This is a genomic window from Streptomyces sp. NBC_00597 (assembly GCF_041431095.1).
Taxonomy (GTDB): Bacteria; Actinomycetota; Actinomycetes; order Streptomycetales; family Streptomycetaceae; genus Streptomyces.
The window spans coordinates 4,446,293-4,465,512 of the sequence record NZ_CP107757.1; the positions used below are offsets into that span (position 1 = coordinate 4,446,293).

Annotated in this window: 19 protein-coding genes and 1 pseudogene; 9 read left to right on the forward strand and 11 right to left on the reverse strand. The window is 71.5% G+C overall.

Features of this window, described 5'->3' with window-relative positions:
- Positions 1-25 precede the first annotated feature (25 nt).
- The 5 genes from rlmB to OG974_RS19910 form a co-directional block, all read right to left on the reverse strand.
- Positions 26-997 carry a 23S rRNA (guanosine(2251)-2'-O)-methyltransferase RlmB gene (gene rlmB, locus OG974_RS19890; protein WP_327284046.1) on the reverse strand — a complete coding sequence of 324 codons (972 nt, stop codon included), beginning with the start codon at positions 995-997 and terminating at the stop codon, positions 26-28.
- A 94-nt stretch (positions 998-1,091) separates the two neighbouring features.
- Positions 1,092-2,492 carry a cysteine--tRNA ligase gene (gene cysS, locus OG974_RS19895; RefSeq protein ID WP_327284047.1) on the reverse strand — a complete coding sequence of 467 codons (1,401 nt, stop codon included), beginning with the start codon at positions 2,490-2,492 and terminating at the stop codon, positions 1,092-1,094.
- Positions 2,493-2,595: 103 nt separating this feature from the next.
- The gene (gene ispF / locus OG974_RS19900) at positions 2,596-3,129 is read right to left on the reverse strand and encodes a 2-C-methyl-D-erythritol 2,4-cyclodiphosphate synthase (protein WP_327284048.1); all 534 of its coding nucleotides are present in this window, start codon (positions 3,127-3,129) and stop codon (positions 2,596-2,598) included.
- Positions 3,119-3,865 (reverse strand): 2-C-methyl-D-erythritol 4-phosphate cytidylyltransferase, encoded by a 747-nt coding sequence (ispD, locus tag OG974_RS19905; protein WP_327284049.1) that lies wholly within the window; start codon positions 3,863-3,865, stop codon positions 3,119-3,121. The genes ispF and ispD overlap by 11 nt, the downstream gene beginning before the upstream one ends.
- Before the next feature lie 243 nt (positions 3,866-4,108).
- The gene (locus tag OG974_RS19910; protein ID WP_003953493.1) at positions 4,109-4,591 is read right to left on the reverse strand and encodes a CarD family transcriptional regulator; all 483 of its coding nucleotides are present in this window, start codon (positions 4,589-4,591) and stop codon (positions 4,109-4,111) included.
- Between the two features lie 637 nt (positions 4,592-5,228).
- Between OG974_RS19910 and OG974_RS19915 the strand changes: the two genes are divergently transcribed.
- Positions 5,229-5,897, forward strand: a complete 669-nt coding sequence (locus OG974_RS19915) for a DUF461 domain-containing protein (RefSeq protein ID WP_329313864.1) — start codon at positions 5,229-5,231, stop codon at positions 5,895-5,897.
- A 91-nt stretch (positions 5,898-5,988) separates the two neighbouring features.
- Here the strand turns inward: OG974_RS19915 and OG974_RS19920 are convergent, their stop codons facing one another.
- Both OG974_RS19920 and OG974_RS19925 read right to left on the reverse strand, forming a co-directional pair.
- Entirely contained in the window at positions 5,989-6,669 is a 681-nt protein-coding gene (locus OG974_RS19920) for a response regulator transcription factor (protein ID WP_007265514.1), read from the reverse strand.
- Positions 6,670-6,721: 52 nt separating this feature from the next.
- Positions 6,722-7,942: an ATP-binding protein gene (locus tag OG974_RS19925; protein WP_327284051.1), complete on the reverse strand. Its 1,221-nt coding sequence runs from the start codon at positions 7,940-7,942 to the stop codon at positions 6,722-6,724.
- Between the two features lie 222 nt (positions 7,943-8,164).
- Here OG974_RS19925 and phoU point away from each other — a divergent pair, with 222 nt between their 5' ends.
- A complete protein-coding gene (gene phoU, locus OG974_RS19930; RefSeq protein WP_053787880.1) occupies positions 8,165-8,842 on the forward strand; it encodes a phosphate signaling complex protein PhoU in 678 nt (225 codons plus the stop codon).
- A gap of 349 nt (positions 8,843-9,191) precedes the next feature.
- On the opposite strand, the gene OG974_RS19935 is transcribed toward phoU, so the two are convergent.
- Positions 9,192-9,554 (reverse strand): carboxymuconolactone decarboxylase family protein, encoded by a 363-nt coding sequence (locus OG974_RS19935; RefSeq protein WP_327284052.1) that lies wholly within the window; start codon positions 9,552-9,554, stop codon positions 9,192-9,194.
- 524 nt (positions 9,555-10,078) lie between these two features.
- Between OG974_RS19935 and OG974_RS19940 the strand changes: the two genes are divergently transcribed.
- The 3 genes and pseudogenes from OG974_RS19940 to OG974_RS19950 form a co-directional block, all read left to right on the forward strand.
- Positions 10,079-10,288 carry a hypothetical protein gene (locus OG974_RS19940; RefSeq protein WP_327284053.1) on the forward strand — a complete coding sequence of 70 codons (210 nt, stop codon included), beginning with the start codon at positions 10,079-10,081 and terminating at the stop codon, positions 10,286-10,288.
- Between the two features lie 221 nt (positions 10,289-10,509).
- Complete coding sequence (locus OG974_RS19945; protein WP_327284054.1) at positions 10,510-10,821, forward strand: hypothetical protein; 312 nt, start codon at positions 10,510-10,512, stop codon at positions 10,819-10,821.
- Between the two features lie 175 nt (positions 10,822-10,996).
- Positions 10,997-11,131, forward strand: a pseudogene (locus tag OG974_RS19950) (site-specific integrase); the annotation flags it as partial.
- A gap of 78 nt (positions 11,132-11,209) precedes the next feature.
- Here OG974_RS19950 and OG974_RS19955 read toward each other — a convergent pair.
- Positions 11,210-11,971 carry a phosphoglyceromutase gene (locus OG974_RS19955; RefSeq protein ID WP_327284055.1) on the reverse strand — a complete coding sequence of 254 codons (762 nt, stop codon included), beginning with the start codon at positions 11,969-11,971 and terminating at the stop codon, positions 11,210-11,212.
- A gap of 152 nt (positions 11,972-12,123) precedes the next feature.
- Between OG974_RS19955 and OG974_RS19960 the strand changes: the two genes are divergently transcribed.
- On the forward strand, positions 12,124-13,455 hold the full coding sequence (locus tag OG974_RS19960) for an MFS transporter (RefSeq protein WP_327284056.1): 1,332 nt from the start codon (positions 12,124-12,126) through the stop codon (positions 13,453-13,455).
- Positions 13,456-13,530: 75 nt separating this feature from the next.
- On the opposite strand, the gene OG974_RS19965 is transcribed toward OG974_RS19960, so the two are convergent.
- Together OG974_RS19965 and mshA are read right to left on the reverse strand one after the other, a co-directional pair.
- Positions 13,531-14,016, reverse strand: a complete 486-nt coding sequence (locus OG974_RS19965; RefSeq protein ID WP_327284057.1) for a YbjN domain-containing protein — start codon at positions 14,014-14,016, stop codon at positions 13,531-13,533.
- Positions 14,009-15,391, reverse strand: coding sequence for a D-inositol-3-phosphate glycosyltransferase (mshA, locus tag OG974_RS19970; protein ID WP_371643941.1), 1,383 nt, complete (start codon positions 15,389-15,391; stop codon positions 14,009-14,011). Before mshA ends, OG974_RS19965 begins: the two co-directional genes overlap by 8 nt.
- A gap of 194 nt (positions 15,392-15,585) precedes the next feature.
- Between mshA and OG974_RS19975 the strand changes: the two genes are divergently transcribed.
- From OG974_RS19975 to OG974_RS19985, 3 genes are all read left to right on the forward strand, one after another.
- Positions 15,586-16,395 carry a class I SAM-dependent methyltransferase gene (locus OG974_RS19975; RefSeq protein WP_371643943.1) on the forward strand — a complete coding sequence of 270 codons (810 nt, stop codon included), beginning with the start codon at positions 15,586-15,588 and terminating at the stop codon, positions 16,393-16,395.
- A gap of 204 nt (positions 16,396-16,599) precedes the next feature.
- Positions 16,600-17,670 (forward strand): NlpC/P60 family protein, encoded by a 1,071-nt coding sequence (locus OG974_RS19980; RefSeq protein WP_327284059.1) that lies wholly within the window; start codon positions 16,600-16,602, stop codon positions 17,668-17,670.
- A 243-nt stretch (positions 17,671-17,913) separates the two neighbouring features.
- Positions 17,914-19,218, forward strand: a complete 1,305-nt coding sequence (locus tag OG974_RS19985) for a fused response regulator/phosphatase (protein WP_327284060.1) — start codon at positions 17,914-17,916, stop codon at positions 19,216-19,218.
- The last annotated feature ends 2 nt before the right edge of the window (positions 19,219-19,220 follow it).

The window sequence follows — 19,220 nt, forward strand, 5'->3', positions numbered from 1 at the left end:
TGAGCCAAGTGGATCAGTGCGGGGGTCAGGTGCGGGGGGCCGCGGCGCGGCGGCGGGCCGCTTCGTAGAGCACGACGCCGGCGGCGACGCCGGCGTTGAGGGACTCGGCGCCGCCGGGCATCGCGATGCGCACGAGGTAGTCGCAGTTCTCGCCGACGAGGCGGCCGAGGCCCTTGCCCTCGGAGCCGACGACGATGACGACGGGGCCGGCCAGGGCCTCCAGGTCCTGGACCTCGTGGGTGCCTTCGGCGGCGAGGCCGACGATGGTGATGCCGGCCTTCTTGTACTCCTGGAGGGCGCGGGTCAGGTTGGTGACGCGGGAGACCGGGGTGCGGGCGGCGGTGCCGGCCGAGGTCTTCCAGGCACCGGCGGTCATACCGGCGGCGCGGCGCTCGGGGATGACCACGCCGTGGCCGCCGAAGGCGGAGACGGAGCGGACGATCGCGCCGAGGTTGCGGGGGTCGGTGACGCCGTCGAGGGCGACGATCAGCGGGTCCTCGCCGTTGTCGTGGGCGGCCTCGGTGAGGTCCTCGGGGTGCGCGTACTCGTACGGCGGGACCTGGAGGACCAGGCCCTGGTGGTTGAGCCCGTTGGTCATCCGGTCGAGCTCGGGGCGCGGGGCTTCCATCAGGTTGATGTTGCCGCGCTCGCCGGCGAGCTTGAGGGCGTCGCGGACGCGCTCGTCGTTGTCGATGAACTGCTGGACGTAGAGGGTGGTGGCGGGGACGCCGTCGCGCAGCGCCTCGAAGACCGGGTTGCGGCCGACGACCATCTCGCTGGTGCCCTTGGGGCCGCCGCGGCGGGGGGCGGGGCGGCGCTTGGCGGCCTGGCGGGCCATGGCGTTGGCGATGCGGTTCGCCTTGTGCTTCTTGCGGTCCTCGGCCTTGGGCGTGGGGCCCTTGCCTTCGAGGCCCTTGCGCCGCTGGCCACCGCTGCCGACCGTGGCGCCCTTCTTGTTGGACGTGCGGCGGTTCCTGCGCTGGCTGTTCCCGGCCATGACCTCTACCTGTTTCGTTGGTGCTGCGATATGTACGTATGAAGAGTGTGCCGCCCGGAGCGCCGGGCGGCCACCAAACTCGGCTGCCCGGGGCTCAGCGGGGTCCGAGCGTCCAACGGGGTCCGGCCGGGCTGTCCTCGATGACGAGGCCGGACTGCTGGAGCTGGTCGCGGATGGCGTCGGCGGTGGCCCAGTCCTTGCGGGCCCGGGCGGATTCGCGCTGGTCCAGGACGAGGCGTACGAGGGTGTCGACCGCTCCGTGGAGGTCCTCGCCGCGGTCGGTCTCCTCGGCCCAGTGCGGGTCGAGGGGGTCGAGGCCGAGGACGCCGAGCATGGCCCGTACCTCGGACAGCCGGGCGATGGCGGCGTCCTTGTCGTCGGCGGCGAGGGCGCTGTTGCCCTGGCGGACGGTGGTGTGGACGATCGCGAGGGCCTGGGGGACGCCCAGGTCGTCGTCCATGGCCTCGGCGAAGGCGGGCGGGACCTCGGGGGCGGGGTCGACGGTCTTGCCGGCCTTCTCGATGACGCGCTGGTAGAAGCCCTCGATGCGGGCGAACGCGGACTCGGCCTCGCGCAGCGATTCCTCGCTGTACTCGATCATCGAGCGGTAGTGCGGGGTCCCGAGGTAGTAGCGCAGGACGATGGGGCGCCAGGCCTTGACCATCTCGGAGACGAGCACCGAGTTGCCGAGGGACTTGGACATCTTCTCGCCGGACATGGTGACCCAGGCGTTGTGGACCCAGTAGTGCGCGAACTCGTCGCCGTAGGCCTTGGCCTGGGCGATCTCGTTCTCGTGGTGCGGGAAGATCAGGTCCAGGCCGCCGCCGTGGATGTCGAAGGCGCTGCCGAGGTACTTGTGCGCCATCGCGGAGCACTCCAGGTGCCAGCCGGGGCGGCCGCGGCCCCACGGGGTCTCCCAGTCGGGCTCGCCGGGCTTGGTGGCCTTCCACATGGCGAAGTCGCGGGGGTCGCGCTTGCCGGTGATGCCGCTCTCGCTGGGCTGGCGCAGGTCGTCGATGTCCTGGTTGGAGAGTTCCAGGTAGCCGGGGAAGGAGCGCACGTCGAAGTAGACGCTGCCGTCGGCCTCGTAGGCGTGGCCGCGCTCGATGAGCCCGCGCATCATCTCGATCATCTCGGGGACGTGGCCGGTGGCGCGCGGCTCGTACGTGGGCGGGAGGCAGCCCAGCGCGTTGTAGCCGTCGTTGAAGGCGCGCTCGTTGTCGTAGCCGATGGACCACCACGGGCGGCCCTGGACCTCGGCCTTCGCGATGATCTTGTCGTCGATGTCGGTGACGTTGCGGATGAACGTGACGTCGAGGCCCCGGTACTCGAACCAGCGCCGCATGATGTCGAAGTTCAGGCCCGACCGGATGTGCCCGATGTGCGGGGCGGCCTGCACGGTGGCGCCACAGAGGTAGATCGAGACGCAGCCCGGGACGAGCGGGGTGAAGTCGCGGATCTGCCGGGCGCTGGTGTCGTACAGGCGAATAGTCACGGCATCCAGGGTAGTGGGCCGGTGGCAGTGCCCCGCGCCCCTTTACGGGGCGCGGGGGTGCTTTGTTGCGGAAGCAGCGCCTCCGGGATGGTACGGAGCGCGCCTAGGCCTGGTTGGTCCGGTAGACGAGGGCGGTGGCGATGGCGGCGAGGCCTTCGGCGCGGCCGGTGAGGCCGAGGCCGTCGGTGGTGGTGCCGGAGACGGAGACGGGCGCGCCGGCGGCGGCGGAGAGGGTCTTCTGCGCCTCGTCGCGCCGCTTGCCGATCTTCGGGCGTACGCCGATGACCTGGACGGCGATGTTGCCGATCTCGAAGCCTTCGGCGCGCACGAGGCGGGCGGCTTCCGCCAGGAGGGTGACGCCGGCGGCGCCGGACCATTCGGGGCGGGAAGTGCCGAAGTGCGCGCCGAGATCGCCGATGCCGGCGGCGGAGAACAGGGCGTCGCAGGCGGCGTGGGCGGCGACGTCGCCGTCGGAGTGGCCTGCGAGGCCGTCCTCGCCCTCCCAGAGCAGGCCGGCGCACCACAGCTCGCGGCCGGTCTCGAAGGCGTGTACGTCGGTGCCGATGCCGACGAGCGGGATCAGCGGCGCGGCGGCGGCCGGGGCCTGGGATCCGGATCCTGCGGGGCTAGTACGCATCGGTGGCCCTCCTGCGGGCGAGTACGGCCTCGGCGAGGACCAGGTCGAGCGGGCGGGTGACCTTGAAGGCCTCTTCGTGGCCGGGGACCACCATGACGGTGATGCCGAGCTGCTCCACCATTCCGGCGTCGTCGGTGGCGCCCTCGCCGTTGACGGCGATGCTCTCGTGCGCGCGGACGAGGGTGGCGCGGTCGAAGCCCTGCGGGGTCTGGACGGCGCGCAGCCGGGCGCGCTCGGGGGTGGCGACGACCGGTTCGGGCTCGCCGGGCCCGCCGGGCTCGACTTCCTTGACGGTGTCGGCGAGCGGCAGGGCGGGCACGACGGCGGGCGCGCCGTCGCGTACGGCCTCGACGACGGAGTCGACGGTGTCCACGGGGACGAGCGGGCGGGCGGCGTCGTGGATGAGGACGGAGGTGATGTCCGCGGGGAGCGCGGCGAGGCCGGCGCGTACGGACTCCTGGCGGGTGTCTCCGCCGGGGACGACCAGGATCTCGGTGCGGTCGGTCAGGGCGTGCTCGTCGAGGAGCCGGCGCACGTCGGCGGCGCCGTCGGACGGGGCGACGACGACCACGAGGCAGACGGCCCGGGAGCGGGCCATCGCGCGGACGGCGTGGATGAGCATGGGGGTGCCGCCGAGGGCCCGCAGGGCCTTGGGGGCGCCGGGGCCGAGGCGTACCCCGCGGCCGGCGGCCGGGATCACCGCGGCGGTGCGGTGGGCCCGCGATTCGTCAGACATCAGTAGCTCCGAGCCAGGTTTGTGACTTCGGCCGACATGGGTATGGCCTGAAGGGTGCCGGGTGCGAAGCCCTCGCCCCTTCCGTGACGACCGGCCGAGCAGGCTGTCCGGACCCGGCGCGCCGGTGGAAACGTGTAAGAGGTGTGGGTACAGACATGCCGCAGCGCCCGGCAACAGCCCCCTCGTGGAGGAGAGGGCTTGTCATCGGGCACCGCGGCACAACTGTGTAGACGGGGTTTCGCGTCAGGACGCGAGGACCTCGTCGAGGAGGGCCTCAGCCTTGTCCTCATTGGTGTTCTCAGCGAGCGCGAGCTCGCTCACCAGGATCTGGCGCGCCTTCGCGAGCATGCGCTTCTCACCCGCGGAAAGCCCGCGCTCACGCTCACGACGCCACAGGTCACGCACCACTTCGGCGACCTTGATGACATCGCCAGAAGCGAGCTTCTCCAGATTTGCCTTGTAGCGCCGGGACCAGTTCGTCGGCTCTTCGGCATACGGTGCACGAAGCACCTCGAAGACCCGGTCCAGCCCGTCCTGGCCGACTACGTCGCGAACGCCGACGAACTCCGCATTGTCCGCAGGCACACGAACCGTCAGGTCGCCCTGGGCGACCTTGAGCACCAAGTAGGTCTTGTCCACGCCTTTGATCTGGCGAGTTTCGATGGCCTCGATCAGCGCGGCCCCGTGATGGGGATAGACCACGGTGTCGCCAACCTTGAACGTCATGTGACAGGTACCCCTTCCGTGGCTATCCAGGGTAACACGAGAACTGACTGTTATGAATGGCGTTTTCGCAGGTCAGGGCACATCTCGGGGCTTGACAACAGCGACAGGAACGTGCTGCGGCGGGCTTCCGGAGGGGGGTATTCGCAGGTCGGAGGTGTTGTGCGGACCGGGCGAAACGGCCACGTTACACCTGGGCGACGACCCCGCCAGTGTGACGTACGTCCCGTTTTGCCGGTTTCGAAGCCGGGAAACCGAACTACTCCGTTCGACTGGCGGGCACCAGTACGGAGCGGTTCCGGCCCAATCCGGAATTGATCACCCGGGCTTGTTCGAAGGAATCCCGGAATTGATCACCGCAGGCTCGGCGCGCGATATGCGGGTGGCATGTGATCGGCAGATGAACACCGCGGGAAGTGCCACGCGGAAGGACGGGCGCAAGGGCGGCCGGAAGCCCCGGCGGAATGCAAGATCGTGGCGGCGGTGCAGGGCGGCCCGTGCGCTGCGGAGGGTCGGGTGCGGGGGCGGGGCGGCGGCTCGGTAACCTAAGCGCGCTGACACACCCTTAGGGCGGCTTTACCTCGGTCGCCCCGAGACTGCCCACCCTTCCGTTCCGTACGTCCAAGGAGTTGCCGCCGCCGTGAGCCGCAGCCTTCGACGCGGCGCCCTCGCCGCCACTGCCATCGTGTTCTCGATCGCCTCGCTGGCCGCTTGCGGTGCAGGCACCAACGCGGAGACGCTCCAGATCAAGCCGGACAACGCCGCCGTCACCAAGGGCGACATCAAGATCCAGAACGCGCTGGTGATCACTCCGGGCGAGAAGGGCAAGAAGGGCCCCGCCGCGGTCTCCGCGACGGTCTTCAACAGCGGCACCAAGCCGCAGACGCTTGACGCGATCACCCTCCCGGGTGGCAATGTCAAGGTCGTGCTGAAGCCCGCCGAGGGTGCCGGCAAGGTGACCGTGCCCGCCGGAGGCTCCGTGGTCCTGGGCGGCAAGGGCAACGCGTCCGCCGTGATCGAGGGCGGCGAGGGCGTGCAGAACGGCAACGCGCAGAAGGTCGTCTTCCAGCTGAGCAACGCGGGTGACGTCGAGATCGCTGCGTTCGTCGTCCCGAACACCGGCATGTACGCGGGCTTCGGTCCGACCGAGGCGCCGGTCGCCGCACCCGGCGCCACCCCGTCGGGCAGCCCCTCGGGCACGCCGTCGGGCAGCCCGTCCGGCTCGCCCGCCACGACCCCGTCGGGCGCCGCTTCGGGCGCGCCGGCAGGCACCCCGTCGGGTTCCCCGTCGCACAGCGCCGGTCACTGACCCCGGCAACAGCACGTAGGCGAAAGGGCCCCCGTCCGCAGGAGCGGACGGGGGCCCTTTCGCCTACGCATTACGCGCGAGCGCCGCGGGCCTACGGCTCGAACTTGTAGCCCAGGCCGCGGACCGTGACCAGGTAGCGCGGCGCGCCCGGGTCCGGCTCGATCTTGGCGCGCAGGCGCTTGACGTGGACGTCCAGGGTCTTGGTGTCGCCGACGTAGTCCGCGCCCCACACCCGGTCGATCAGCTGCATGCGCGTGAGCACGCGGCCCGCGTTGCGCAGCAGCATCTCCAGCAGGTCGAACTCCTTGAGGGGGAGGTCCACCTTGGCGCCGGCCACCGTCACCACATGGCGGTCGACGTCCATGCGTACGGGTCCGGCCTCCAGCGCGGCCGGAGTGACCTCCTCCGGCTCGCCGCGGCGGCGCAGGACCGCGCGGATGCGGGCGACCAGCTCCCGCGAGGAGAAGGGCTTCGTGACGTAGTCGTCGGCTCCTATCTCCAGCCCGACGACCTTGTCGATCTCGCTGTCCTTGGCGGTCACCATGATGACGGGCACGTTGGAGCGGCCGCGCAGCTGCCGGCAGACCTCGGTGCCGGGCAGGCCGGGCAGCATCAGGTCGAGGAGGACGAGGTCGGCGCCGTTGCGCTCGAACTCGTCGAGCCCGTCGGGCCCGGTCGCGGCGATGGCGACCTCGAAGCCCTCCTTGCGGAGCATGTAGGAAAGGGCGTCGCTGAAGGATTCCTCATCCTCGACGACGAGCACTCGGGTCACGGAAGGACCTCCGGGGCAGGAATGGCTGGCGTGGTTCTTTGCGGTGCGCGGTTCAGGCAGGGGTGGGGTGGCTGGGTAGGGGTTCCGTGGCCGGGGTGGCCGCGGGAGCCTGGGTCGGAGCGGCTGCTTCCGGCAGGCGCAGGGTGAACGTGGAGCCCTGACCCTCGGAGCTCCATACGGACACCTCTCCGCCGTGCGAGGCCGCTACGTGCTTCACGATCGCAAGGCCGAGGCCGGTTCCTCCCGTGGCGCGGGAGCGGGCCGGGTCCACACGGTAGAAGCGCTCGAAGATGCGCTCGCGGTCCTTTTCCGGGATGCCGATGCCCTGGTCGGTCACGGCGATCTCGATCAAGTCTCCCCCAGGCGCCGAGACCCTACGTCCGGCTATGCCGACGCGGGTACGGGCGGGGCTGTAGTTGACGGCGTTCTCCACGAGGTTGCCGAGGGCTGCCGCGAGCTGTCCGCGGTGGCCCCAGACGCGCAGGTCGGCGGTGCCGCCGGCGGCCATGATGATCTGCTTGGAGGACGCCGTGTGGCGGCAGCGGTCGATGGCCTCGGCGACCAGCGTGTCCACTCGTACGGGCTCCGCGTCCTCCAGCGGATCGTCGTTCTGCACCCGGGAGAGGTCGATGAGTTCCTGTACGAGGTTGATCAGGCGGGCGGCCTCGATCTGCATGCGGCCGGCGAAGCGGCTGACCGCCTCGGGGTCGTCCGCGGCGTCCATGACGGCCTCGGAGAGCAGGGAGATCGCCCCGACCGGGGTCTTCAGCTCGTGCGAGACGTTCGCGACGAAGTCGCGCCGTACGGCTTCGATGCGGCGGGCCTCGGTGAGGTCCTCGACGAGCAGCAGGACGAGCCGGGAGCCGAGCGGGGCGACGCGCGCCGAGACGGCGAGGGCCTCGCCGCGGCCGGTGCCGCGCCGGGGCAGGTCGAGCTCGACCTGGCGTATTTCCCCGTCGCGGCGGGTGTCGCGGGCCATGTGGAGCATGGGCTCGACGGCCAGTTTGCCGCCGCGGACCAGTCCGAGGGCATACGCCGCCGAGCTGGCCTTGACCACCGCGTCGCCCTCGTCGAGTACGACGGCGGAGGAGCGGAGCACGGAGAGGACGGTGTCCACGCCGGGCGGGAGCACCGCGTTGATGTCGGGGCGCATGGAGCTCCGGGTGGGGCGGGCTTGGTCGCGCTCGCTCCAGCGGAACGCCAGCATCGCGATCACACCGGTGCAAAGACCGGCGATCGCTGCAGCTGCGGCGACCGCCGCGTTCACGTCCATGGATCCAGGTTAAGCAGGCGCGACGGCACTTCCACAGCCGTTCGGGTGGCACCTCGAACAGTCGTCGCCCAGAGTTCACCGTGCCGACGGGGTTGATTCACTTGTGATGCCGGAGTCGGACGCGTTCGCGGCCCACCGTGTCAACGTGGGGCAGTAGGCCGCCCCGGCCCGGCCCACGGGCAGTAGAGGCAGTAGAGGCAGTAGGCAAGAGAGGGACAACCCATGCGTGACGCGTACCACGAGGAACTGGACTCGATCGGAGAAGGCCTGGTCGAGATGGCCCGGCTCGTCGGTTCCGCGATCGGGCGGGCCACGACGTCCATGCTCGACGCCGACCTGAAGCTCGCCGAGAGCGTCATCGCCGCCGACCAGAAGGTCGACGACCTGCAGCACGACCTGGAGGCGCGTGCCATCGCGCTGCTGGCCCGCCAGCAGCCGGTCGCCACCGACCTGCGCATCGTGGTGACCTCGCTGCGCATGTCCGCGGACCTGGAGCGCTCGGGCGACCTGGCGCAGCACGTGGCGAAGCTGGCCCGGCTGCGGTTCCCGGACACGGCGGTGCCGCGGGACCTGCACGCGACCATCCTGGAGATGGGGCAGCTGGCGCAGCGCCTGATGGCGAAGGCGGCGGAGGTCATCATCACGAAGGACGTCGACCTGGCGCTCCAGCTGGAGCAGGACGACGACGAGATGGACCAGCTGCACCGCACGCTGTTCCAGCACCTGATGGACGACCGCTGGAAGCACGGCATCGAGACCGCCGTGGACGTGACGCTGCTGGGCCGCTACTACGAGCGTTTCGCCGACCACGCGGTGTCGGTGGCCAAGCGCGTGGTGTACCTGGTGACGGGCGAGCACGCGGACGAGCTGCAGGCGCCGACGCAGGTCGACGGCGTCTGAGCCCTGAGCCGTTCTGCCCCAGTGCGCCGTTGACGCGCCGGTCCGGCTGGGCATGAATGAGGGCGAAGGCACTACGACGCCACGCACGCCGCCTGCGAGGAGGATCCATGCCCGATTCCCCCGTTCCCATCACCCCGGACCAAGAACAGCAGCCCCGACCCGAACCGCTACGGCTCCCGCTGCTCGCGGCTTGCGGCTGCGGCTCGGGCTGCGGCTGCGGCTGCCAGTCCGGCGCGCCCTGCCAGTGCGGCGGCTGACCCGCCGCCCCGGCATCCCGTGTGCGAAGGGCCCCGTCCGTAAACGTCGGACGGGGTCCTTCGCGCGTGGGCCCGGTGCGCTCGGCGCCGGCTCAGGACTTGCCGCGGCTCCGGGCATCGGCGTCGGCCTCCGCCATCGCCTCGGCCTCGGCCTCCTCCAAAGCGATGCCGAAGCCGAGTGCCTGCGCGATGTGCCCTGAGGCCGACATGACGCGTGCGGTGCCCACGACGGGGGCGATCGCGACGAGCACGTCCTGGATCTGCTCGGCGCTGAGGTCGGCCTTGGCCGCGGCACCGATGTGGGCGAGGTAGGAGACCGGCGGCGCATCCATGGCCACGAGAGCGGCAATGCGGGTCAGGATGAGCGTCCCGTCGTCCATGCCGCACCGCTCGATCGAATCGAGGGTCATCGCGGCGAGGGTGTCGAGGACCGGCGTGTCGGAGGTCTTGGCCATGTTCGGACCGCCTATCAGTACGTGCGGAACCCACACGCGCAACCCGGGGCCACCGGCCTCCGCGCGTCGGCGATTGCCCTTCCACGGTAGGACCGGCCCCACCCCCGCGCGCGTTGGTCCGTCCGGGGCACGCCCACCCTCCGCACGGAACGTGCAGAAGCCCCCCGCCCGCCGTGCCCGGCGCTACTTCTTGCCCTGGGTGGGCGGTCGATGGTGGTCGCCGTCTGGCTCGTCGCTTGTCGCTTGTCGGCTCACAGGTCAGACGCGGCTTTCGTTCCCACGGCAGGTACGGAAGCGTCCTCGTCCTGCGGGCGACAAGCGACAAGGCGGGCGGGCGCCGGCGGAGCGGGCGACGGCCTCCCCCACGGCTCTCGGCACGGGGCCATTGCGGACGCCGCACCCATCAGACCTGCCAGACCTGCCAGACCTGTCACCCGAATGGCCCAACATGACGTGCCACCCACATGGGTGAACATCAAGCTGGCTAGTGCCCCAACCGAGGCAATCCGTGAAAGGGAAACCACATGCGCATTCGACGAATCCTCGCCGCCGTCATCGCCACGGCAGCCCTCGCCGGACTTGGCCTCACAGGCGCCGCCACCGCTACCGCCGCCACCGCACAGGGTGCCGCAACCTACGTCACCCCTTCTGAGTGCAAGCAGGGCGGCGGAACGCCCGATCTGACGGACAACGTCTGCAAGGGCGGTACGCACAACGGGGAGCAGGTCGACTGAACCCCCACAAGGCGCCCCGCAGCCACGCGCCGGGGCGCTCGCGCGCGAAGTAGTCCACCGCCTCATCGGAGCCCCCCGCCCGCCGCTCCCCGGCGAGCGGGGGGCTCTGTGCGCGGCGGGAAGGGGGCGGGTTCGGCCGGACGGGCGGGGCGGGCGGGGCTGAACGGGGGACCGGTGGGGTGGGGCGGTAACCGGGGGAACGGGCGGGGCGTTCCCCGCGCATGAAGCTGAATCGAACCTCGCTCGTCGGCGCTCTCGCCGGCACCGTCCTGCTCCTCGGCGGTGCGCCCGCCCAGGCCGTCGACAACCCGCTGCTCTCGCTCCTCGACAACCTCAACGTCTCCGACATCTCGGAGGTCGTGCACGTGCCGATCGAGCGCGTCCTGAACCCCAACATCGTCCTGTCCAACGGCAACGTGGCTGCGCTCCAGGACACGGCGGAGTCCCTCCTGGCCAAGCCCGCCGCAACGGCCGTCGCCCCGGCCGTGCCCGCCGCGCCGGCGGCCAAGCCCGCCGCGCCGGCCGCCCCCTGACCCCCTTCCACGCGAGAGGGCCGTTACCCGGCCAAGGCGGCCGTCACGCCGCCGAGTCAGCGCAAGGGCCCTGCCTGGAGTCTCCGGACAGGGCCCTGTCCGCGCACGGGCTCCGGTCAGCCGCCGCACTGGCACGGCGCGCCCGACTGGCAGCCGCAGCAGCAGGCTGCGAGGAGCTGAAGCCGAGCACCTCGGGCACTCCGACCCCGGGCTGACTCTGAAGGTGTACGCGCACCTGATGCCCAGCAGCCGGGACCGGGCCCGGAAGGCTCTCGGCGAGGCGCTCCGCCCGCAAGACCCGCCGCGCTGAGGGCCCAGAGTTGCCCCAGGGTCTGAAAATGCCTCCCGCCCGCGCCGTATGCGCAGGTGGGAGGCATGATCACGAAACTTACTTCTTCTTGCCCTGGTTCTTGACGGCCTCGATGGCGGCCGCCGCGGCGGCCGGGTCGAGGTAGGTGCCGCCCGGGTTGAGGGGCTTGAACTCGGCGTCGAGCTCGTAGGCGAGCGGGATGCCGGTCGGGATGTTCAGGCCCGCGATGTCGGCGTCGGAGACGCCGTCCAGGTGCTTGACCAGGGCGCGCAGGGAGTTGCCGTGCGCGGCGACCAGGACCGTGCGGCCGGCCAGCAGGTCCGGGACGATGCCGTCGTACCAGTACGGGAGCATGCGGACGACGACGTCCTTCAGGCACTCCGTCTTGGGGCGCAGCTCCGGCGGGATGGAGGAGTAGCGCGGGTCCTCGGACTGGGAGAACTCCGTACCGTCCTCAAGGGCCGGCGGCGGGGTGTCGTACGAGCGGCGCCACAGCATGAACTGCTCCTCGCCGAACTCGGCGAGGGTCTGCGCCTTGTCCTTGCCCTGGAGCGCACCGTAGTGGCGCTCGTTCAGGCGCCAGGAGCGGTGGACCGGGATCCAGTGGCGGTCGGCGGACTCCAGCGCCAGCTGCGCGGTGCGGATGGCGCGCTTCTGGAGGGAGGTGTGCACGACGTCGGGGAGCAGGCCGGCGTCCTTGAGCAGCTCACCGCCGCGGACCGCCTCCTTCTCGCCCTTCTCGTTGAGATTGACGTCCACCCAGCCGGTGAACAGGTTCTTCGCGTTCCATTCGCTCTCGCCGTGGCGGAGGAGGATCAGCTTGTACGGTGCGTCGGCCATGCGTACGAGCCTAGTGGACGCGCGGAGGCGCTTGCGCGCGGTGTCCACGGCCGTGGATTGACGGTACGCGTCAATCCGGTGGCCTTCGCAGACCCCCCACTCGTAGGGTGCGTTGAGCATAAGAGCCACTTACATTGCCGGGGGGATTCCGTATGTCCGTTGCCAGTCTCAGACGGGCGGCGCGCGAGAGCGTGGCCGGCCTCCCCCGGGAGTTCTGGTGGCTGTGGACCAGCACCCTCGTGAACAGGCTCGGAGCCTTCGTCGCCACGTTCATGACCCTGTACCTGACCGTGGACCGGGGCTATTCGGCCTCCTTCGCGGGACTCGTGGTGGCCCTGCACGGGCTCGGCGGGGTGATCTCCTCGCTGGTCGCCGGGGTGATGACCGACCGGCTGGGCCGGCGCCCGACGCTGATGGCGGCCCAGGCCTCGACGGCGTTCTCGGTGGCGCTGCTCGGCTTCATGCAGCATCCGGCGGCCATCGCGGCGGTGGCGCTGCTGGTCGGCATGACCTCGAACGCCTCTCGCCCGGCGGTGCAGGCGATGATGGCCGACCTCGTGCGGCCGCAGGACCGGGTCCGGGCGTTCGCGCTGAACTACTGGGCGATCAACCTCGGCTTCGCCGTTTCGGCGACGGCGGCGGGCTTCGTCGCCGAGTACAGCTACCTCGCCGGGTTCCTCGGCGAGGCGGCGCTGACGCTGGTCTGCGCGGTGCTCGTGTACGTGAAGCTGCCGGAGACGCGGCCGGAGCGGACCGCCGCGCAGGAGGCCGCCGCCGAACCGGAGATCGGGCTCGGCACGGTGCTGCGGGACGGGCGCTTCATGGGCGTGGTCGGGCTGTCGTTCCTGATTTCGCTGATCTTCACGCAGGGGTCGTTCGGGCTGCCGTTGGCGATGGGCTCGGATGGCTTCTCCGCCGGGGACTACGGCCTGGTCATCGCCGTCAACGGGGTGCTGATCGTGCTGCTGCAGATCCCGGTCACCCGGTTCCTGGAGCAGGGCGACCCGCAGAAGCTGCTGGTGGTCTCGGCGCTGCTGGCCGGGTACGGGTTCGGACTGACGGCCTTCGCCGGATCGGTGTGGAGCCTCGGGCTGACGGTGTGCGTGTGGACGCTGGCCGAGATCATCAATTCGCCGACGCAGATGGGGCTGGTCGCCCGGCTCTCGCCGCTGCACGGGCGCGGCCGCTACCAGGGCATGTACACGATGTCGTGGGCGGTGGCCTCGCTGGTGGCTCCGCTGATGGCCGGGTTCATGATCGACCGGTGGGGGGCGGGCTGGCTGTGGGCGTCCGTGGCGCTGCTGGGCACGGTGGCGGCGCTGGGCTACTGGCTGCTGATGCGGAACCTGTCGCAGGGCGAGCCGGTGCCGCCGGCGGTCACCCCTGCATCGGCTCCGGTCCCGGCTCCGGTCCCGGCTCCGGTGGTTGCCGTTCCGGCCCCGGCCCAGGCCCCGACCCCCGTCGTCGCCGCCGTCGAGCTCTAGGGGCGTCCACCGCGCGCGCCGTACGGAGCCCTCGCCCTCGCGGGCGGCGCGGCTCCGCACGGCGCGCGCGGTGTTTCAGGACGGCTGCGTCAGGTGCTTGAAGGCGTCCAGGTTGCGGGTCGGCTCGCCGCGCGAGACGCGCCATTCGTACTCGCGGCGGATCGCGCTGGCGAAGCCCAGCTCCAGCAGGGTGTTGAAGGCTCCGTCCGCCGCCTCCAGGACCGTACCGAGCAGCCGGTCCAGTTCCTCCGGGTTCACCACCGACAGCGGGAGCCGGGCCGTGAGGTAGACGTCGCCGAGGCGGTCGACCGCGTAGGCCATCCCGTACAGCTTGAGGTTGCGCTCCAACAGCCAGCGGTGGACGCCCGCCTCGTTCTCGTCGGGGTGGCGGATCACGAAGGCGTTGACCGACAGCGAGTGCCGGCCGATCCGCAGCGAACAGGTGGTGCTCAGCTTGCGGGTGCCGGGGAGCTGGACGACGTAGGAGCCCGGCTCGGGGCTCTCCCAGCTCAGCTCGGCGCCGGCCAGCGTGGACTCGATGATCGCGGCGGTGTCAGCCATGGTGGGAGCGTACGCGACGGCGGTGATCATGCATCGCCGCGGTGTACACGTCCGCCGTGCCGCTGGCCGCGGTGTCCCAGCCGAAGAACTGCGCGTGCCGCGCGGCCTGGTCGCCCATCCGGTCCGCGAGCCCCGGGTCGTCCACGAAGCGCCGCAGCTCCCGCGCGTAGTCCACCGGGTCGTGCCCGGGTACGAGGATCCCCGTCACACCGTCGTTGACGGCGACGGGCAGTCCGCCGACCTCGGCGGCGAGCACCGGCGTGCCGGTGGCCTGGGCCTCGATGGCGACGAGCCCGAAGGACTCGTTGTACGAGGGCATGACCAGCACGGACGCCGCCCGGAACCAGTCGGCGAGGGCGTCCTGGCGGACCGGCGGGTGGAAGTGGACGAGGTCGGCGATGCCGAGCTTGGCCGCGAGCTTGTGGAGTCCCTCCGGCTTGGCGAGGCCGCTGCCGCTGGGCCCGCCGACGACGGGGACGAACAGGCGCCGGCGCAGCGAGGGGTCGCGGTCGACGAGCTCGGCGACCGCGCGCAGCAGGATGTCGGGGGCCTTCAGCGGCTGGATCCGGCCGGCGAAGAGCGGGATGACGGCGTCCTGCGGCAGGCCGAGGCGGGCGCGGGCGGCGGCCCGGCCGTCGGCGACGGTGAAGCGGTCGAGGTTCACGCCGGGGTGGACGACGGCCACCTTGCCGGGGTCGGCCTCGTAGTGCCGTACGAGCTCGTCGGCTTCTTCGGTGGTGTTCGCGATGAGCCGGTCGGCGGCGGCCACGATCTGGGTCTCACCGATGACGCGGGCGGCGGGCTCGGGAGTGTCGCCCTCGGCCAGTGCGGCGTTCTTGACCTTGGCCATGGTGTGCATGGCGTGTACGAGGGGGACGCCCCAGCGTTCGGCGGCGAGCCAGCCCACGTGGCCGGAGAGCCAGTAGTGGGAGTGGACGAGGTCGTAGTAGCCGGGCCGGTGGCCGGCCCAGGCCTGCATGACGCCGTGGGTGAAGGCGCACAGCTGGGCCGGGAGCTCCTCCTTGGCGAGGCCTTCGTACGGGCCCGCGTCCACGTGCCGTACGAGGACCCCGGGAGCCAGCTCGACCACGGGCGGCAAGCCGCCTTCGGTGGCGCGGGTGAAGATCTCGACCTCGATGTTGATGGCGGCGAGGCGCTTGGCGAGCTCCACGATGTACACGTTCATGCCGCCGGCGTCGCCGGTGCCGGGCTGGTGCAGCGGCGAGGTGTGCACGCTGAGCATGGCGACGCGGCGCGGCTTGCGGTGGTGGCCGACGGCCGGCAGGCGTAGGCGGGGCGGGTCGTGGCGGGTGCTGCGGGCGGCGGCGATGCGCCCGCCGAGGCTGCCGCCGAGACGGGACACGTACTGGCTCAAGGGAGCATTTCCTCTCGCTCGGACGGCTCTCGGACAGCGGACGGACGGCGGACGGGCATGGCGGTACGGAGCGCGCGGGGCGCCCTTCAAGGAGTGCAACCCGGACGGCCGCGTCCCGCATTCCGGGGAACGCGTTGTTTTTTCCCGGGCGTCTGCTTTTCATCCGGCGGGGGCGCTCCGCTTACTCTCGGCGCATGTCCTCCCGCTCCGCCCCGCCCGCGCGTCGCCCTGTGGGCACGGTGACGCGCGGGACGACGAATCCGAACCGGCTGCGCCGCATGGACCGCTGGATCGCGGCCACCCACGGGCCGGCGCTGCGCCGCGCGGAGGCCCCGGTCGCGGTGGACCTCGGCTACGGAGCGGCGCCGTGGACCGCGGTGGAGCTGTTGGCCCGGCTGCGGGAGGCGGCGCCGCGGGTGCGGGTGGTCGGCATCGAGATCGAGCCGGCACGGGTCGCGGGGGCGAAGCCGTACGAGCGGGAGGGGCTCAGCTTCCGGCACGGCGGGTTCGAGGTGCCGCTGGAGGGCGGGGTGCGGCCGGCGCTGATCCGCGCGGCGAACGTCCTGCGCCAGTACGACGAGGAGCAGGTGGCGGCGGTCTGGGAGCGGCTGTGCGCGCGGCTGGCTCCGGACGGGCTGCTCGTCGAGGGGACCTGTGACGAGATCGGGCGGCGCCACGTGTGGGTCGCGCTGGGACCCGAGGGGGCGCGCACGGTGACGTTCGCGACCCGGCTGGGCTCCCTGGAACGCCCTTCGGATCTGGCGGAGCGGCTACCGAAGGCGCTCATCCACCGCAACGTGCAGGGCGAGCCGGTGCACGCGTTCCTGCGCGATTTCGACCGGGCGTGGGCGGCGGCGGCCCCCTACGCCTCGTACGGGGCGCGGCAGCGCTGGATCCGGACGGCGCGGGCACTGGCCGGCGATTGGCCGCTCGCGGACGGACCGGGGCGCTGGCGGCAGGGGGAACTGACGGTGCGCTGGGAGGCGTTGCGCCCGGCGGGGTGAATGTGGCGCGGCGGGGGAACCGGTTGGCGGGGCGGCCCGTTGAGTCGGCGGGGATCGGTGTGGGGGACTGGCACAAGATCGGGAGGGGTCCCGTGAGGGTGTTGGATTTCACCGACTCGTGGCACCATCCCGAAGGCAGCGCAAAGTTACTGATGAATAGTCAGATCTAATACCGGATCGGACTCGGGGCACCTTGGGGGGACCATGGGGACCGTGGAGCGTAGGCGGCGCAGCGGCGCGTCCACTCTCACGCTGCTGTGTGCGACGGCGCTGTTGGCGGTGTCGAGCGTCGTGGGCGCGACGGGCGTGGCGCAGGCGGCGCCGGCGCCCGAGCCGGGCGCCAAATCCCTTGAGCAGGTGCGCAAGGAGATCGACGGGCTGTACCGCGAGGCGGGAACGGCGACGGACGCGTACAACCTCGCCGAGGGCGAGGTGAAGGCGCAGTCCGCCAAGATCGTCGAGATCGCGAAGCAGGTGGTGGCCGGCCAGGACCGGATCACGGCGCTGAAGGACCGCGTGGGGGCCGCCGCGCGCGCCCAGTACCGCTCGGGCGGCATGCCGGCCGGCGCGCGGCTGGCCCTGAGCGGCACCCCGAGCCAGTTCCTTGACGGGGCGGACCGGATCCGCCAGGGCGAGAAGGCGACGACGGACCTGCTCTCCGAAATGAACCGCACGCAGAGCGACTTGCAGCAGTACGCGAAGGACGCCAGCGCGCAGTGGCAGAAGCTGGAAGCCAACCGGGTCAAGCAGGAGACCTCGAAGAAGCAGATCGAGGAGAAGATCAAGTCGGCCGAGGTGCTGGAGAGCAAACTGCAGGCCGAGGAGAAGGCCCGACTGATCCAGCTGGAGCAGGAGGCGCAGTACAAGTCGCAGACGGCGTGGCTGTCGACGGGCGTACTGAAGGAGATCAACAGCTCGGCGTCGGAGTCGGGCAAGAAGGCGGTCCAGTACGCCACCGGGCAGATGGGCAAGCCGTACGAGTGGGGCGCCGAGGGCCCGGGTTCCTTCGACTGCTCCGGCCTCACGTCGCAGGCCTGGCGGGCGGCGGGCAAGAACATCCCGCGCACCTCGCAGGAGCAGCTGCGACTGCTGCCGAAGGTCGCGATCAAGGACATGCGGCCGGGTGACCTGATCATCTACTTCGACGACGCGAGCCACGTCGGGATGTACGTGGGCGACGGCGCGATCGTCCACGCCCCCCGCCCGGGCCGCAACATCACCCTGACGGGCGCGGGCTCCATGCCGATCAAGGCCGTGGTCCGCCCCGACGCCTGATCACCGGCTCCGCCGAGGAGCCGGGCGGGGGAACCCCGGGGGGCTTCGGGACGTCTCGTCAGACGGGACGACGACGCCCCCCGCCGTGACGTTCGTCATTCAGCGCTCTTTCAGTGAGGCGGATTTTCCCCCGCGATACGGCATATGACGGTGGCCCTGGCCAGAACGCCATTCCGCTCTCCGGCCGGCGACCGCTAGGGTCGGCCGGACGCACCCTCGGGGGGAGGGAAGGAACCGGAGACGATGGCCGTACCCGTACCGCGGCAGAGGGACACCCCCGCCACGGAGAGCGCTCAGGCGAATGCGCCTGCAGTCGCGCACGCCACCGCGCCCCAGGCGTCCCTGACCCTGCTGGTGATCGAGGACGACCCCGCGGGCGGGCTCACCGTCCCCGAGATCCTCGACGCAGACCGGCACCGCATCCGGCTCCGCACCGCCCGCAACCTCACCGAGGCCGCGCGCCTGCTCACCCAGGACGTGCACTGCATCCTGCTGGACCTCTCCCTCTCGGGGACTCCGGGCGCCTCAAGCCCGGGCGTGGGCGCCGGCACGGGCACCGCCACCGCCGTCGTCGACCAGCTGGCCACCCTCCGCGAGGTGCTCCGGATCGCGCCCCGCCACGCCGTCCTCGTCCTGACCGCCGAGGCCGACGCCGAGCGCGCGGCCGAGGCCGTACGGGTCGGCGCCCAGGACTTCCTCTTCCGCGACGAGCTCGACGGCCGCCTCCTCAGCCGGGCGATCCGCTACGCGGTGGAGAGAAAACGGGCGGACATCGCCCAGTACAAGCTTGCAGAATCGAAACTTCGGGCCCAGGAGAACGCCCGCCTGGAACGCGGCCTGCTCCCCAACCCGCTCCTCGAAGGCTCCGACCTCCGCTTCGCCGCCCGCTACCGCCCCGGCCGCAGCCGCGCCCTCCTCGGCGGGGACTTCTACGACACCGTCCGCACGCCCGACGGCACCGTCCACGCCATGATCGGCGACGTCTGTGGCCACGGCCCCGACGAGGCAGCCCTCGGCGTCGAGCTCCGCATCGCCTGGCGTGCCCTGACCCTGGCCGGCCTGTGCGGCGACGACCTGCTGTCGACGCTCCAGGAGGTCCTGGAGGTGGAGCGCCCCTGCGAGGAGATCTTCGCGACCCTGTGCACGGTGGACATCTCCCCCGACGGCCGCCGCGCGGGCCTGTGCCTGGCGGGCCATCCGGCCCCGCTGATATCCCGGCCCGGCCGGCGCGCGCAGCTGCTCCCGTACGAAAACAGCGGACCGGCGCTCGGGCTGCTGCCCAAGGCCCGCTGGCCGCGCCGCCAGGTCGAGCTGGGCGGCACCTGGAGCCTGATGCTGTACACCGACGGCCTGATCGAGGGCCGCATCGGCGAAGGCAAGGAGCGGCTCGGGCAGGACGGGATGGTCGAGATGATCAACCGGCACCTCGACCGCGGCCTGAGCGGTGAGGGGCTGCTGGAGGCCTCCGTCACGGAGGCGCGGCGCCTGAACGGCGGCGAGCTCACCGACGACGTGGCGGTGGTCCTGCTCTCCCGCGCGGAGGGCTAAGC

Coding starts and splice junctions, on each gene's coding strand:
- rlmB (WP_327284046.1), bottom strand. CDS start 997: ATGGCCGGGAACAGCCAGCGCAGGAACCGCCGCACGTCCAACAAGAAG.
- ispF (WP_327284048.1), bottom strand. CDS start 3,129: ATGCGTACTAGCCCCGCAGGATCCGGATCCCAGGCCCCGGCCGCCGCC.
- ispD (WP_327284049.1), bottom strand. CDS start 3,865: ATGTCTGACGAATCGCGGGCCCACCGCACCGCCGCGGTGATCCCGGCC.
- OG974_RS19910 (WP_003953493.1), bottom strand. CDS start 4,591: ATGACGTTCAAGGTTGGCGACACCGTGGTCTATCCCCATCACGGGGCC.
- OG974_RS19925 (WP_327284051.1), bottom strand. CDS start 7,942: ATGGACGTGAACGCGGCGGTCGCCGCAGCTGCAGCGATCGCCGGTCTT.
- phoU (WP_053787880.1), top strand. CDS start 8,165: ATGCGTGACGCGTACCACGAGGAACTGGACTCGATCGGAGAAGGCCTG.
- OG974_RS19935 (WP_327284052.1), bottom strand. CDS start 9,554: ATGGCCAAGACCTCCGACACGCCGGTCCTCGACACCCTCGCCGCGATG.
- OG974_RS19940 (WP_327284053.1), top strand. CDS start 10,079: ATGCGCATTCGACGAATCCTCGCCGCCGTCATCGCCACGGCAGCCCTC.
- OG974_RS19945 (WP_327284054.1), top strand. CDS start 10,510: ATGAAGCTGAATCGAACCTCGCTCGTCGGCGCTCTCGCCGGCACCGTC.
- OG974_RS19955 (WP_327284055.1), bottom strand. CDS start 11,971: ATGGCCGACGCACCGTACAAGCTGATCCTCCTCCGCCACGGCGAGAGC.
- OG974_RS19960 (WP_327284056.1), top strand. CDS start 12,124: ATGTCCGTTGCCAGTCTCAGACGGGCGGCGCGCGAGAGCGTGGCCGGC.
- OG974_RS19965 (WP_327284057.1), bottom strand. CDS start 14,016: ATGGCTGACACCGCCGCGATCATCGAGTCCACGCTGGCCGGCGCCGAG.
- OG974_RS19975 (WP_371643943.1), top strand. CDS start 15,586: ATGTCCTCCCGCTCCGCCCCGCCCGCGCGTCGCCCTGTGGGCACGGTG.
- OG974_RS19980 (WP_327284059.1), top strand. CDS start 16,600: ATGGGGACCGTGGAGCGTAGGCGGCGCAGCGGCGCGTCCACTCTCACG.
- OG974_RS19985 (WP_327284060.1), top strand. CDS start 17,914: ATGGCCGTACCCGTACCGCGGCAGAGGGACACCCCCGCCACGGAGAGC.